Origin of the sequence: Halobacillus litoralis, from assembly GCF_004101865.1 — a bacterium.
Classification (GTDB): Bacteria; Bacillota; Bacilli; order Bacillales; family Halobacillaceae; genus Halobacillus; species Halobacillus litoralis_A.
Window position 1 is genome coordinate 2909547 of the sequence record NZ_CP026118.1, and the last position, 13506, is coordinate 2923052.

18 protein-coding genes are annotated in these 13506 nt (G+C 45.1%); 10 read left to right on the top strand and 8 right to left on the bottom strand.

Features of this window, described 5'->3' with window-relative positions; all coding sequences use genetic code 11:
* The first annotated feature begins 91 nt into the window (after positions 1-91).
* The 7 genes from HLI_RS14610 to HLI_RS14640 all read left to right on the top strand — a co-directional run bounded on the left by HLI_RS14610 (position 92) and on the right by HLI_RS14640 (position 6376).
* Positions 92-631: a TRAP transporter small permease gene (locus HLI_RS14610; protein ID WP_128525654.1), complete on the top strand. Its 540-nt coding sequence runs from the start codon at positions 92-94 to the stop codon at positions 629-631.
* Complete coding sequence (locus HLI_RS14615; protein WP_128525655.1) at positions 628-1908, top strand: TRAP transporter large permease; 1281 nt, start codon at positions 628-630, stop codon at positions 1906-1908. Before HLI_RS14610 ends, HLI_RS14615 begins: the two co-directional genes overlap by 4 nt.
* A gap of 443 nt (positions 1909-2351) precedes the next feature.
* Positions 2352-3320, top strand: coding sequence for a sugar kinase (locus HLI_RS14620; protein ID WP_128525656.1), 969 nt, complete (start codon positions 2352-2354; stop codon positions 3318-3320).
* 15 nt (positions 3321-3335) lie between these two features.
* On the top strand, positions 3336-3995 hold the full coding sequence (locus tag HLI_RS14625) for a bifunctional 4-hydroxy-2-oxoglutarate aldolase/2-dehydro-3-deoxy-phosphogluconate aldolase (protein ID WP_128525657.1): 660 nt from the start codon (positions 3336-3338) through the stop codon (positions 3993-3995).
* Positions 3992-5140 (top strand): galactonate dehydratase, encoded by a 1149-nt coding sequence (gene dgoD / locus HLI_RS14630; RefSeq protein ID WP_128525658.1) that lies wholly within the window; start codon positions 3992-3994, stop codon positions 5138-5140. Before HLI_RS14625 ends, dgoD begins: the two co-directional genes overlap by 4 nt.
* A gap of 7 nt (positions 5141-5147) precedes the next feature.
* The gene (locus HLI_RS14635; RefSeq protein WP_128525659.1) at positions 5148-6044 is read left to right on the top strand and encodes an AEC family transporter; all 897 of its coding nucleotides are present in this window, start codon (positions 5148-5150) and stop codon (positions 6042-6044) included.
* A gap of 68 nt (positions 6045-6112) precedes the next feature.
* Positions 6113-6376, top strand: a complete 264-nt coding sequence (locus HLI_RS14640; RefSeq protein ID WP_128525660.1) for an HPr family phosphocarrier protein — start codon at positions 6113-6115, stop codon at positions 6374-6376.
* Between the two features lie 23 nt (positions 6377-6399).
* On the opposite strand, the gene HLI_RS14645 is transcribed toward HLI_RS14640, so the two are convergent.
* Positions 6400-6966, bottom strand: a complete 567-nt coding sequence (locus HLI_RS14645; RefSeq protein WP_128525661.1) for a transposase — start codon at positions 6964-6966, stop codon at positions 6400-6402.
* Between the two features lie 203 nt (positions 6967-7169).
* On the opposite strand from HLI_RS14645, the gene HLI_RS14650 reads away from it, so the two are divergent.
* A complete protein-coding gene (locus HLI_RS14650) occupies positions 7170-8066 on the top strand; it encodes an AEC family transporter (protein ID WP_128525662.1) in 897 nt (298 codons plus the stop codon).
* Positions 8067-8107: 41 nt separating this feature from the next.
* On the opposite strand, the gene HLI_RS14655 is transcribed toward HLI_RS14650, so the two are convergent.
* From HLI_RS14655 to HLI_RS14665, 3 genes are all read right to left on the bottom strand, one after another.
* On the bottom strand, positions 8108-8272 hold the full coding sequence (locus tag HLI_RS14655; RefSeq protein ID WP_241655861.1) for a hypothetical protein: 165 nt from the start codon (positions 8270-8272) through the stop codon (positions 8108-8110).
* 62 nt (positions 8273-8334) lie between these two features.
* Positions 8335-8619, bottom strand: coding sequence for a hypothetical protein (locus tag HLI_RS14660; RefSeq protein WP_128525664.1), 285 nt, complete (start codon positions 8617-8619; stop codon positions 8335-8337).
* A 59-nt stretch (positions 8620-8678) separates the two neighbouring features.
* Positions 8679-9158, bottom strand: a complete 480-nt coding sequence (locus tag HLI_RS14665; protein WP_128525665.1) for an RNA polymerase sigma factor — start codon at positions 9156-9158, stop codon at positions 8679-8681.
* 179 nt (positions 9159-9337) lie between these two features.
* Between HLI_RS14665 and HLI_RS14670 the strand changes: the two genes are divergently transcribed.
* Positions 9338-9832: a sigma factor gene (locus HLI_RS14670; protein ID WP_128525666.1), complete on the top strand. Its 495-nt coding sequence runs from the start codon at positions 9338-9340 to the stop codon at positions 9830-9832.
* Positions 9833-9866: 34 nt separating this feature from the next.
* On the opposite strand, the gene HLI_RS14675 is transcribed toward HLI_RS14670, so the two are convergent.
* A complete protein-coding gene (locus tag HLI_RS14675; RefSeq protein WP_128525667.1) occupies positions 9867-10241 on the bottom strand; it encodes a hypothetical protein in 375 nt (124 codons plus the stop codon).
* A gap of 158 nt (positions 10242-10399) precedes the next feature.
* Here HLI_RS14675 and HLI_RS14680 point away from each other — a divergent pair, with 158 nt between their 5' ends.
* Positions 10400-10894 (top strand): VanZ family protein, encoded by a 495-nt coding sequence (locus HLI_RS14680; protein WP_128525668.1) that lies wholly within the window; start codon positions 10400-10402, stop codon positions 10892-10894.
* A gap of 40 nt (positions 10895-10934) precedes the next feature.
* Here the strand turns inward: HLI_RS14680 and HLI_RS22150 are convergent, their stop codons facing one another.
* From HLI_RS22150 to HLI_RS14685, 3 genes are all read right to left on the bottom strand, one after another.
* Positions 10935-11057, bottom strand: a complete 123-nt coding sequence (locus HLI_RS22150; RefSeq protein ID WP_277750291.1) for a hypothetical protein — start codon at positions 11055-11057, stop codon at positions 10935-10937.
* Between the two features lie 129 nt (positions 11058-11186).
* A complete protein-coding gene (locus HLI_RS21720) occupies positions 11187-11339 on the bottom strand; it encodes a hypothetical protein (protein ID WP_164908569.1) in 153 nt (50 codons plus the stop codon).
* 826 nt (positions 11340-12165) lie between these two features.
* On the bottom strand, positions 12166-13443 hold the full coding sequence (locus tag HLI_RS14685) for an IS110 family RNA-guided transposase (protein ID WP_128525669.1): 1278 nt from the start codon (positions 13441-13443) through the stop codon (positions 12166-12168).
* Positions 13444-13506 lie beyond the last annotated feature (63 nt).

A 13506-nucleotide genomic window follows, 5' to 3' on the forward strand; every position in this document is an offset into this window, starting at 1 on the left:
AATCCAAGATTACGAGGAGGTACGTTGCAGAAGATCTGCGGCGTACTCTTCTCCATTTACAGTAAAAATGAGGGTCAGTTGAGGTGAAAAAATGAACATCATTCGAGCGATCGACCGCAAATTAGAAGAAGTCTTGCTCGTCATTTTCTCGACCATCATGGTCAGTGTCATTTTCCTGCAAGTCGCCATGCGAGTTTCAGGAAACTCACTATCCTGGTCAGAGGAACTTGCACGGTACTGCTTCATTTGGTTAGTGTATATCGGTATAAGTTATGGAGTGAAGAAACAGCGTCACATCAAGGTGGATGTCATGCTGCTCTTGCTTAAAGGCAAAGGGAAATTGGTATTGGCCATTGCTGCTAATCTACTATTCTTATTTTTCAGCATTTATGTAGTATTCAGTGGTTATGATATCGCTGCCCAGCTCTTGTCATTCGGCCAGCAGTCTCCAGCTTTGGGCATTCCTATGGGAGCCGTGTACATGGCTACTCCAATCGGGTTCGGCTTGGCAGCCATCCGTTTGATTCAAAATCTTATTGTACAAATAAAAATGCTGTTCGGTAAAAAGGAACTCGAGATCGCAGATGAGCGTGATCGTTTGCAAAAGCAGGAAGGAGAGGATGAGTCATGACTACAATTGTATTATTCGGGACATTCGCTCTCTTCCTGCTTCTTAGTGTACCGATTGGAATCGCTCTCGGACTATCTACACTTGCGACGATTTTCTATACAGGCGCCATTCCTGTTCAATTCTTAATGAAGGAACTTGTCACCTCTATCGATTCATTTCCATTGATGGCCGTTCCATTCTTCATTTTAGCCGGTGAGATTATGGGGAAAGGCGGGATTTCAGAACGCTTGTTCAATTTCGCCAACGCACTTGTCGGAAATAAGACAGGTGGATTCGCGATGGCAACCATCGTTACCTGTATGTTCTTCGCTGCTATTTCCGGCTCTGGTCCAGCGACCGTAGCCGCAATCGGTGGAATCATGATCCCTGCCATGGTCAGACATGGGTATGATAAAAAATTCGCAACAGCGACCGTAGCTGCAGCAGGTTCGATTGGTGTCATCATTCCACCAAGTATTCCGATGGTCATCTACGGTGTTGTCGGAAGTGCTTCCATCGGTGACATGTTCATCGCCGGAATCATCCCAGGTTTCATCGTTGGATTTGCCCTTCTTGCATGGGCTTACATTTACTCTAAGAAGCAAGGGTACAGCGGTCTGGATGAACCGACCTCCCTGAAAAAAATCGGGAAAACGTTTTGGGATGCAAAATGGGCCCTGGTTATCCCTGTCATCATTCTTGGTGGAATCTACGGCGGAATCTTCACCCCTACAGAAGCAGCTGTAATCGCCGTCGTATACGGAATCATTGCAGGTCTCTTCTTATACCGTGAATTAAGCATCAAAGATATGCCGAAAATATTCGCTGATTCAGCCCTGACGACAGCGACTGTCTTGATCATCGTCGGATCAGCAACAGCATTCGGACGTTTACTGACAATTGAACAGATCCCATCACAAGTAGCGAACTTCATGCTTTCCATATCAGAAAATGAGATCATTCTCATTCTCTTGATTACAGTGCTGTTGCTTCTTGTCGGTTGTTTCATGGATACATTGGCAGCTATCATCATTTTGACACCGATCTTATTGCCGATCGCTACCGATTTAGGTTACGATCCGATACATTTCGGTATCATCATGGTCGTCAACTTGGCAATCGGATTCATAACACCGCCATTAGGTGTAAACCTATTTGTCGCTTCCGGAATATCGGGACTATCCATCGAGGAACTCTCGAAAGCGATCATCCCTTATTTCTTTGCCATGCTATTCTCGCTCTTAATGATCACGTTCATCCCTGAATTATCTCTATGGTTGATCAGTTTCGGTGATTAACTGATTGCGGAACCTTTTTGAAAGCAATCCGCAAGTATATTCAGCGCCTTGAAGTGGTAGTTTGCCACAGTAAGGGGAAGAGTGAAGTTGGGCGTCGCAATATCCTATTGCAACGCCGAACGACCCGCATCGTGTGGAATCAAGATCAGCTACAAACAGAAACATTGAAAATTCTCAGCCAGTAAAAGGACTGACCCTCCTTGAAGAAACCCCGAAAATCCCTTGCTCCCACGCAAGGGGTTTTTGGTTATATCAAAAGTGCAGCCCCCCTGGTAGCCCCGACAAGCTTAAGCAGAACCTTGAAGCGGTGCTGTTTGCCGCAACAAGGGGGGAAGCGGAAGTTCGGCTAAGTGCGCAACGTCCTGTTGCAACGCCGAACGACCCCACATCGTGTGGGGCGAAGTTAAATCAATATAGAATTTCAGGAAGAAGGGATCATAGATATGGAATCCTTGGATGTTGTTACATTAGGAGAAACAATGGTGTTGTTCGGCAGCTCTGACCATGCGTCATTAGAATATGCCAATACGATGCAAAAACAAATCGGTGGTGCAGAATCGAATGTAGCCATCGGCTTAGCTAGGCTTGGCCATTCTTCAGGATGGATCAGCAAGCTTGGTGATGATCCATTCGGAAAATATGTTCATAAGTTCATTCGTGGAGAAGGTGTAGATACTCGTGGAGTCACTTACACCAAACAAGCACCGACAGGAATCTTTTTCAAAGAGAAGTTGTCGGCCGACCATGTGAATGTTTACTACTATCGTCATCAGTCTGCGGCTAGTTTAATGGAACCTGTGGATTTACCGGATTCATATATTTCTTCTGCGAAAATATTGCACATCACAGGCATCACCCCAGCCTTGAGTGAAAGCTGTCAGGATGCTATTTTCCATGCGATTCATTTGGCGAAGGAAGCAGGACGTACAGTTGTTTTCGATCCTAATATTCGTTACAAGCTGTGGGGAAATAAGGAAGAAGCGAAACAAGTTTTGAACCAGATTGCTGAACTTGCAGACATCATCCTTCCTGGGGTAGACGAAGCTGCTTTCCTCACAGGGGAAACGGATTATGAAAAGGCAGCGGAAGCCCTCAAAACCCACAAAGGACAGACAGTTGTCGTGAAATTGGGGGAAGAGGGAGCTTATTATACATCTGCCGAATCATCAGGAATCGTTCCCGGAATTCCAGTGAAAAATGTCGTCGATCCAGTTGGCGCCGGTGATGGATTCGCTGCTGGTGTCATCAGCGGTGTCCTCGATGAAGTTTCTCTTGAGGAAGCAGTTGAACGCGGCAATGCGGTCGGTGCTTTTGTGGTGCAAATGAACGGCGATGTCGAAGGAGTACCGACCCGGGTGCAACTACAATCATTCATAGATTCTGGCGAGCGACTGAGCGATGTCGAACGCTGAAGGAGGAAACAGATAATGAAAAAAATTGATATTTTACAAAAGTTGGAGAGTTCCGGAATCGTTGCGGTCATCCGTCGTCCCAATAGGGAGGAAGTTCTTCCTTTAGCCAAAGCGCTTGTGGAAGGTGGAGTGACAACCCTTGAAGTGACTGTTGATACACCAGATGTGTATGGAATCATCCAGGAACTGAAACAGGAGCTGGGTGAACATGCGCTTGTCGGCGCAGGGACTGTTCTGGATGCAGAAACAGCCAAGGCAGCTATCGATGCTGGAGCACAGTTCATTTTTTCACCGAATTACAACAAACCATTGATTGAAATGGCGAACCGTTACGGTGTAGTTTCAATCCCAGGTGTGATGACGCCTTCAGAGATGGTTGATGCATACCAAGCTGGGGCAGATGTCGTCAAGGTATTCCCGGCAAGGGCGATGGGTCCTTCCTACATCAAAGACGTACAAGGTCCTCTTGGTCATATTCCGATGATTCCTACAGGAGGGATCAATAAGGATAATGCCGGCGAGTACATTGAAAATGGCGCGATAGCAGTAGGGGCTGGTGGATCTTTGATAGACAAGAATCTGTTGGCTGATAAAGATTACCAGGGTCTGACAGAGCGTGCGCGTCAGTTTACCGAGCGTGTGCAGTCAGCAAGAGAAGGAGGAAATAACAGATGAAAATCGTCAATATGGAAACATTCGTCGTCCCGCCACGCTGGTTGTTTTTGAAAATAACCACAGATGAGGGGATTGTCGGCTGGGGAGAGCCAGTCATCGAAGGTCGAGCGGAAACGGTGGAAACCGCTGTCCATGAATTGAAGGATTATTTGCTGGGTAAAGACCCGCTTCCGATTGAAGATCATTGGAACGTCATGTACCGCTCAGGTTTTTACCGTGGCGGACCTATTCATATGAGCGCTATTGCTGGAATCGACCAGGCGTTATGGGATATTAAAGGGAAATATTACAATGCTCCTGTTTCTGAATTGATGGGCGGCGCGTGCCGTGAATCCATCGATGTGTACTCCTGGATCGGTGGTGACCGTCCATCTGACGTAGGCGGTGCTGCCAAAGAAGCGGTCGATCGCGGCTTCCGTGCTATCAAAATGAATGGTACAGAAGAACTGCAGTACATCGACACACACCGGAAAATAGACGAAACGCTCGAAAGGGTAGCGGCAGTAAGAGAAGCGGTCGGCAAAGATGTCGGGATCGGCATCGATTTTCACGGTCGTGTCCACAAGCCGATGGCCAAAATTTTAGCGAAAGAATTGGAAACTTATCGTCCGATGTTCATTGAAGAACCTGTGTTACCTGAAAATAATGAAGCATTGAAAGAAATCGCTGCCCATACATCGATTCCGATTGCGACAGGGGAACGGATGTATTCACGCTGGGACTTCAAAGAGCTGCTGGCGAGCGGTCATGTAGATGTCATCCAGCCTGACTTATCTCATGCAGGGGGCATAACCGAATGTAAAAAAATCGCCACGATGGCTGAAGCTTACGATGTCGCGTTGGCTCCTCACTGTCCATTAGGGCCGATCGCGCTTGCTTCATGCCTGCAGGTCGATGCCACCTGTCACAACGCCTTCATACAGGAGCAAAGCCTTGGCATCCACTATAACAAGGGCAGTGATCTGCTTGATTATATTGAAGATGCCTCTGTGTTCACGTATGAAGACGGCCAAGTGGAAATGTTGAAAGGGCCAGGCCTTGGGATTGAGATCAATGAAGATAAGGTACGACAAATGGCAGAGGAAGGACATCGCTGGCGCAACCCGGTGTGGAGACACCGTGACGGCAGCGTAGCCGAGTGGTAATTTTGTTATGACAGTATTCATTCAAGTCGTGTTTCCTGTCCTGTTGATATTCGGGGCAGGTTACTTGATTCAAAAACTAGCAAATCTGGATATCAAATCAGTATCAACCATCGCTTTGTACATCATGCTGCCATGCTTAGTCTTCCAAACCTTTTATGAAGCTGACTTGAATGGTGAATATTTAATGATGCTCGTGTTCTCAGTGCTCCTGCTGTTCAGTATTCTCATCATCAATAAAATCGTCAGTAAAGTCAGGAACTATGATCAAAAAATGGAAAGTGGCCTGATTCTATCGACTGCTTTCATGAACTCCGGAAACTACGGTGCTCCGATCATTCTTTTTGCCTTCGGGGAAGAAGGATTCGTCTACTCGGTATCTTTTCTAGTCCTGCAGGCGATCATCATGAACTTCTTCGGGGTCTATTATGCAGCGAAAGGAACAGCCGGCTTGAAGATGGCGGTCGTTTCCGTTTTGAAAATGCCTCCGACTTATGCTGTCCTTGTTGCACTTGTCATGAACTTAGGCGGCATTCCGATGCCGGAAAACTTGATGTCGAGTGTCGATCTATTAGCGGCCGCTACGATTCCGATGGTCATGGTTGTTCTAGGGATGCAGCTGGCAGGGATTCCTGTGAAAAACCTGGAGTGGTCAAAAGTTTCTTATGCTTCATCCGTCCGGTTGATTGCTTCACCTTTGATCGCGTTCGCTTTGACGCTCGTTTTGCCGATGAGTGATTTGATGGCGAGTGTGCTGGTTGTTTCAGCTGCGATGCCATCTGCCGCTACAACGACGATATATGCGGTCCAGTTCAATTCCAAACCCGAGCTGGTGTCGAGCATCACATTGATGACGACAGTGTTCAGTGTTGTGACCATTCCGGTTTTATTGATGATGTTTATGTAAGGTCATTAAAAGGAAACCCTAATGAAAGTTGCTTATTTAGTGAATTCCTATCGAAAGGGGGGAAATAGATGAGTGAAAAAGTGTCGAAAATAGTAGCTGTCCATATGAAGGAAACACAGACCATCATGGAGTTATCACAGATCATCCAGAGCTACGATTCGGAGATCTTGTTGAAGAAAAACGTACAGGGAAGCGTAATTGAAGCCAACCTCAAGAGTATACTCGGCTTGATCAACTTACGCCTGCAAGAAGGCGATGAAGTCGAAGTCACTTGCGTCGGCACAGACGCAGAACAAGCACTGGCAGAAGTTGAAAACTTCCTCCAGCCATAACATCCTTTTATTTCCACCTCAGGTCATCCATTATTTGGATGACCTGAGGTGGATTTATTTGCCAATTGGACGAAGGATTCATACTGCTTTACATCTTTGAAATAAGATAGTACGGTTTTCGTTGTTATCAAATCCGAGTAAAAGGGTGTAGGAGATAGATAGTGGGGGTAACTGCTCCATTTGTAGGCTTCTGGTTCAAGGGTCAATAGGGCACGGCATGGATTCAAGTGGATATAGCGACTGACTTGGAGGATGGCATTGACATCGCCTTGCAGGTGGGCTTTGTAGGGACCTTGGAAGAGGTGGCCGACATACCCATATTTTTTGTTGAAAGCGCGGGCATATTGGGAATGGATTTCTTTCATGAACGAACCGGGAGGCGTATCGATTGTTTCAATCAGAAGATGGACGTGGTTGGACATGAGGCAATAAGCGTGAAGGTGGAAGGGGTAGGTGTGTTTCGCTTCCCGAAGTAATTGCAAATACTTGAAGCGGTCGTGTTCATCATAAAAAATGTCTGTCTTACGATTGCCACGTGCGGTAATATGATACCAGGCGTTCGGAAACCAGACTCTCCGAGGATTGGGCATGTCATCATTCCTTTACTATATAGTCAAATCATTATGGCACTCGTTCTTATTCGCCATTACTCATCAGAAATCCTGCTGAAAATACCAATAACTGTTTCCTCAGGTCATCCAAATTCTGGATGACCTGAGGAAAAACAATGGTAAAATATGGATGACCTGAGGAAATACTTAAAAAAATACTTCAATGCACGGGAGGGGAAAATATGGCGATCTTTTTTCAAGTGGTGCTTCCTGTGGTGCTCGTTTTTGTCGCAGGGTACGCTTTACAAAAAATCCTCCGCCTGGAAATCAAATCAATTTCAACCGTAACTCTTTATATCATGCTGCCCTGTCTTGTCTTCAAGACATTTTACAATGCAACATTTGATCAGGATTACCTCATGATGGTTATCTTTTCGGTATTATTGTTATTCAGCATTCTTTTCATCAATAAAATAGCTGCCAAGGTTCTGAAGTATGGAACAGCGACTGAAAGTGGACTCATCCTTTCAACGGCGTTTATGAATGCCGGGAACTACGGGGCACCGATCGTGCTTTTTGCTTTTGGTGAGCAAGGCTTTGTCTATTCCGTGTCTTTCATGGTACTACAGCAAATCGTGATGAACTTCTTCGGGGTTTATTATGCAGCCAAAGGAGCGGCCGGCATCGGTATGGCCATCAGGACAGTACTGAAGATGCCTCCGACGCACGCTGTATGGATTGCCCTTGTTTTCAAATACACACCCATGTCGATCTCAGATAACGTCATGTCGAGCATTGAACTGGTCGGTAACGCAACGATTCCCACTGTGATGATCCTGCTTGGGATGCAGCTGGCGAACATTACGGTGAAAAATCTGGCCTGGGACAAGATTTCTTATGCAGCCACACTGAGACTCCTCGGCTCTCCATTAATTGCCTGGCTGCTGACGATCCTGCTGCCGATGAGTGATATGATGGCGAATGTGATGATAATATCAGCGGCAATGCCGTCTGCTGCGACGACAACGATGTATGCGGTCCAATTCGATTCAAAACCGGACCTCGTCTCAAGCATAACGCTGATCACCACGTTGTTGAGCGTCATCACGATTCCGATCGCCTTGAATATTCTCACATAAAGAAAAGCCCGCCAGAATGTATGGCGGGCTTTCTGCTATGCTCAACTATCTTTTTGCTTCTTCTTTTCTTTCCAAAACATATAAATGTTCGTCAAAATAAAGACAATACAAAGGACGGCGCTGACAGATGTCATTTCGATCGTGGTGGTAAACCATCCGAGAATTAAATAGCCGACGAAAAATGCGGCGAACACTAGATAAAACATGATCTCTTCCTTTCCATAAAACGTCCTGTTCATTATAACATTCCAGGGGAGAAGGGAAAAAATCATGCGGGAGGATACATGTGAAAACGATAAATGGTGAATTCATTGCCGACTTCAATGTTGTAGGATTCAATCGGAATGGAAGAGAACGTCATTCCATCTGCTTGTTCGATGGAAATGTTGAGGATGAATTCTTTGGTCTCCATGATGGGAATGGGGTAGGGATTAACAATTTCGATCATCCATTCATAGTCAAGGCGTTCCAGGAAGGCGTGCGTGAACGATGTAGGTGTTTCATCCAACCAGATGTTGACAAGAGGAAAAAGAGATCGAGAGGTTTGTTCCAAGGCGATTCCTCCGTTATTTTAGGATGTTTGATATTTTCCCTTTTTTGATCAAAGGTAAACTAAACCTTCTTAATCGCCACTTCCAGCTTCTGTTTCAGTCTTTTCCGGGCACGCTTGATCGTCGAAACACTTCTCTCTGTCAAAACAGCTGTTTCCCGGACGGTGAAACCGCTATAGGTGAAATGGAAAATCGAAGACTCAAGTGGGGTAAGTGCTGAGTAGTGAAGGATGTCGACGAGAATGAGAGGCTCAAGCAGAGGATCAGACCATTTCAGAGGGGTGTTGTGGGAGAGTTGAGCAGTGGCTTCGCGCTCACGTTGTTCCTTTCTCAGGTGGGACTGGAAGTGGCGGTAGAGAATGTGGGTGAAGTAAGTGGAGAACTTGCTTTTGAGGGAAGAATCATACTTTTCAAGGCTTTTTCTGAAAATCAGATAACCTTCTTGGAAGTAGTCATCATGCGGCTCAGGAATGTTCAAACGACGTAAGGTGAAATATATGAGCCCCTCACATTCGTGGAAAATAGGAATATTAGTTTTCATGGTATGCTCCTTTCTGCTTACTATTATCCTTCATTTTCCATATAAAAGAAAGCAGAAAATTCAATTTTTCATCACTTTTTTACTTAAAAAATAAAAATTTCATCATTTTTTGACACCAAAACCCCTTTTTCTAACGATTATAGTTATGAAAGTAAAAAAACAGAGGGTTGGTGCAAAAGATGGTCGTAGATGAAAAGTTTGAGAGAATTGTAGAAGAAAGCGAGCGGTTGATCCACTATCATATACGGAAATTGAACATCATCGATCGCAATGGAGACTTTTTTGCAGAAGGACTTTATGCACTTTGGAATGCTTATCTTACCCATAATCCTGAAAAAGGGGAATTCTCGAAATATATCAGTTGGAAAATACATAATGCACTCATTGACCAGATACGGAAGGATTCCCGGAAACAGGAAAAAGAAGAAATCTATCAGGAGCATATGAAGCAGGAAGAACTGTACTTGTGTGAGGATACAATTTCAGATATCTATTGGTGGGAGCATGTGCGTTCGCTTCTCACGAACAACCAGTGGAAATGGGTTTATCACTTCATCATCATGGATCGCTCCATCACACAAACCGCCCGTTTGGAACAAGTATCGGTGGATGCGGTGAAAAACTGGGGCCGTCATGCAAGAAAGAGGCTGCAAGGTTTGAATTTAGAGCAATGAAAAGTCCTGGAGAAAAAGATCCCCAGGACGACGCTTATCTATCGATGGTTATATTGACTTTATTCAACCCTAAAGCACGAGCGGCTTTGATCATTTTGGCAGCTTCCTGCTCGGCATCATGGATGTGGACATCGCTTCTGGAAATGCTCAATGCTGTCCCGCCAGACAACATCTTCGGCGTTTCCGTAGTTTCTTCAGTTATGGATAGGACAGGCTGCTGTTCTTCTATGTTCAATTCTTCCTGACGCATACGGTTGACGCGCCCGCGGATTTTACGACCATGATAGACGACGCTCGCGTATGGGCAGCCTGTTTCAGCAGCGATTTCACGGTAGTTTTTATCTGTCTCACCGATCAATCGCTTGACCTCACTGAGATCATACTCGTACTGTTTACTCTTCTTCGCCAATTTCAAATCCCCCTTTTCTTATCTAATATTATTGTATACAAATTTTATCGTCATTAATAGTATAAGTTATTAATTGTTTAAATTTTTTATAGATACTGAATTTTAGTGTAAAATATTCGTAAGCGAAGATACCTAGTCAAATAGAAAGTGTGAAAAAGATGTATAAAAAAGTTATCTATGCTTTATTACCGATATGTGTGATGGGGTTGATTTTCATCGCATCCTCGCAACCCTATGAGCAGCAAGACCTACGTCCTGCTATGAATCTCTATTTACCTTTAGATTTTCTGAAGCCTGTATTAGAACCGATTTCTGTTACATACAAAGGAGAGCTGATCAGCGTAGCTACCCGTGGTGTCGATGGTATGATCGAGTTTTTCATCAGGAAGGCAGCCCATGTGACGGTGTTTTTCTTGTTGATGGTGACCACTTACCTCGCTTTTGAAAAAAATACGAGCTGGAGATTCCAGGTCAAGCTGTTTGTCTCGTTCCTGATCACGGTTATTTACGCCGGGTTTGATGAATACCACCAGTCTTTGACGCCGAATCGGACGCCTTACATAGGAGATGTGGTGTTGGATAGTATAGGGGGACTTCTCGGGTGTTCACTCATTGTCTTTCTCTATTGTAAAGGCTCTGTTAAATTCCCCTGAAAAACACTTTTCAATCTAGTGGAATTGTTAAAGTTTGTTGTTACTTCTCACGAATCGCATGTCGTTGGATGCTTGCCGCGGGCACGGCCTCAGCTAACTTGGTCAAGAACCCCCCTTGACCAAGTGGATCTTCGGCTCGTGCTGTTCCCGCAGGCGTCACCACCGAACGCTCCTCGTGGAAGCAATGAGTCCTATCTAAAAAGAGTGATTTTCTTTGATTAAGAAATCACACGGAAGATCGTCCCGAGTCTGAATGGGACTATATGGCACCGAGACCACTGAGAAGCCGTTTCTAATCCAGAGGGGCTATTATCGTTTGTTGTTGCTTCTCACGAATCGCATGTCGGCGGATGCTTGCCGCGGGCACGGCCTCAGCTAACTTGGTCAAGAAAACCACTTGACGAAGTGGATCTTCGGCTCGCGCTGTTCCCGCAGGCGTCACCACCGAACGCTCCTCGTAGAAGCAACGAGTCCTATCTAAAAGAGTGATTTTCTTTGATTTATAAATGTCTTATCGAAATAAAGAAGATGAGTTGAAAACTATAAAATCGTCCTGGCTGGTCTTTCTTTGATGCATAACTCAGAAAGTTGCAGTTTTTCAGTAGCTTCCTCGAGCTAATGCTCTGTGGGTCTTGCCAGCCAACCATACGATTAGGAAGATTCTCGAAACTACATCTCAAGGGAAGCATTCATGGAGGAAACCCTGTAATTAAGCGTAAGATGTTTGATTCTCACTCACATATGTCAGTATTTTTCTGAACGAATTTCGAGAAAAACATATAGCAAGGGGGCGGCGGGGAAAGCGAAGCATCCCCCATTACCTCAATGAGTAAGTTGAAACTGCCGGATAGCATACAGTTCGATTTCGAGATGCTTGATATGGCTAAGGGGCGGAGGGAAACGGTGAGACTCCCTCCGGAAAAGTTGATACATCAAGGGTTATAAGGTGTTTTTATTAATTGAAAATTTTTTTATGATCCATAGACACAATAGGATATTCCTTTTATTCAAAATAAAGGCATTTATGGTTACGCGTAGCGTTTCCTAATTGGCTTAGGGTTTGGTTTTTGTATAAAGCGATGCACCCTGGATCTCTGCTTTCTTATGAGGACGTACCCTCCCATGACTCTTGGCGTCGTGCGCCCACATTCCTTCGTTCGGTCTCATCATAAGACAGAGGCCGGCCTATTTCTCCTGTATGGACTCGTAGTCTCCCGTCTCGCCTGGCGCCAGCTTCTCCATGTCATCTTATGAATTCGATAAATGGTGGTTCACGCAGCCTGTTTGAGGCAGTGGAGATCCTGTTTCATGCGGTCCTCATTGAAATAAACCTGGTGATTCGATAAACCAAAAAAGATTTTTAAGAGTTTCCCACAAAGGACAACCATAGCTTCCTTTTTCTTCAAAGGATTATTGGAGCGAGTAATATAGTATTGATACAATTCCTGAAATGCGCCGTTATTCTGAATCAAAGGCAAAATAGCACGATATAGAAGGCTTCTGAGACGTTTCCTCCCACGTTTGGAAATTCCCTTCGCTCCTTCGTGCTTTCCGGAAGAGTTCTCACGCAGTGTTAACCCCGCTAATTTAATCAGTTGGCGTGGGTGTTTGTACTGCTTGAGAGACCCGGTTTCCGCCAGTAAATCACTGACCGTGTTCTTCCCAATACCCGGAATGGAAATAAGGTGTTCGTATTCCTCAAGCTGAGAAGCCAGTTCATTCAATCGTGTATCGATCTCTTCTAAGCGACGTTCGATAAGAAGAAATTGGTCGACAAGAGTGGCGATTTCAAAGTGTGCCATCTCTGCCCCTTTCGTAAGTCCAATGGATTTTTCAGCTACATGCTTCATGTCTCGTATAGTTTTCTTCGCTGGGGAATTTACGCCTGCCTTTTCTTTATAGATCAGGGCCAGTTCTTCTACTTCTTGATGGATAAGTTCTTGCGGCAGTGGGGTGTGCTTCAATATCGCACAGGCCAATTGTCCAAAGCCTTTAATAACCGCTTTAAATTCCGGGAAATACTGGTCTAACCATCCCGTCATCTGGTTTTTCAAACGTGCGTGTTCCTCTTTGAGTTTCCATCTCATGCACGAACCGTTTCTCAGTTCAGCTTCCACCCCATCTGGAATCCTGGGGTAGCTGAAATGGCCATTACCCATGAGCTTCCCAATGACACGCGCATCTTTTTGATCATTTTTCGTTTGAAGGTTATCATCAAACTCTTTCGTTCTCTTTACATGCATGGGATTGACGACCACGAAGGGAATATCCGACTCCATCAGGAAGGAAGCGAAATTCATCCAGTAATGACCGGTGGGTTCAAACCCAACCAGTACGCTGCTCTTCTTGTGTCGTTGGAGCCATTCATCCACGTTTTCGCGAAAGCTTTCAAACCCTTCCAAGCTTTGATTAAAGCCAAGGGGACGTTGGAGTTCGCGTCCGCGATCGTCCAAAGCGCATGCATAGTGCTTCTTCTTAGCGATATCAATACCGATCACAAGGGAGTCTTCGGTGATTTGATTAATTTTGTTATTCCTATTATGATTCAAGAGGAGTCCTCCTTTTGATGTTTGTATTTGGTTGTACAAATGCATCATAACGGAGGGCTTTTT

Bases quoted from the DNA above. Each gene is read 5' to 3' on its own strand.
- HLI_RS14645 (WP_128525661.1), bottom strand. From the start codon at position 6,966: ATGCCCAATCCTCGGAGAGTCTGGTTTCCGAACGCCTGGTATCATATT.
- HLI_RS14665 (WP_128525665.1), bottom strand. From the start codon at position 9,158: ATGAAAACTAATATTCCTATTTTCCACGAATGTGAGGGGCTCATATAT.
- HLI_RS14650 (WP_128525662.1), top strand. From the start codon at position 7,170: ATGGCGATCTTTTTTCAAGTGGTGCTTCCTGTGGTGCTCGTTTTTGTC.
- HLI_RS14655 (WP_241655861.1), bottom strand. From the start codon at position 8,272: ATGTTTTATCTAGTGTTCGCCGCATTTTTCGTCGGCTATTTAATTCTC.
- HLI_RS14615 (WP_128525655.1), top strand. From the start codon at position 628: ATGACTACAATTGTATTATTCGGGACATTCGCTCTCTTCCTGCTTCTT.
- HLI_RS14610 (WP_128525654.1), top strand. From the start codon at position 92: ATGAACATCATTCGAGCGATCGACCGCAAATTAGAAGAAGTCTTGCTC.
- dgoD (WP_128525658.1), top strand. From the start codon at position 3,992: ATGAAAATCGTCAATATGGAAACATTCGTCGTCCCGCCACGCTGGTTG.
- HLI_RS14670 (WP_128525666.1), top strand. From the start codon at position 9,338: ATGGTCGTAGATGAAAAGTTTGAGAGAATTGTAGAAGAAAGCGAGCGG.
- HLI_RS14625 (WP_128525657.1), top strand. From the start codon at position 3,336: ATGAAAAAAATTGATATTTTACAAAAGTTGGAGAGTTCCGGAATCGTT.
- HLI_RS14635 (WP_128525659.1), top strand. From the start codon at position 5,148: ATGACAGTATTCATTCAAGTCGTGTTTCCTGTCCTGTTGATATTCGGG.
- HLI_RS14680 (WP_128525668.1), top strand. From the start codon at position 10,400: ATGTATAAAAAAGTTATCTATGCTTTATTACCGATATGTGTGATGGGG.
- HLI_RS14620 (WP_128525656.1), top strand. From the start codon at position 2,352: ATGGAATCCTTGGATGTTGTTACATTAGGAGAAACAATGGTGTTGTTC.
- HLI_RS14640 (WP_128525660.1), top strand. From the start codon at position 6,113: ATGAGTGAAAAAGTGTCGAAAATAGTAGCTGTCCATATGAAGGAAACA.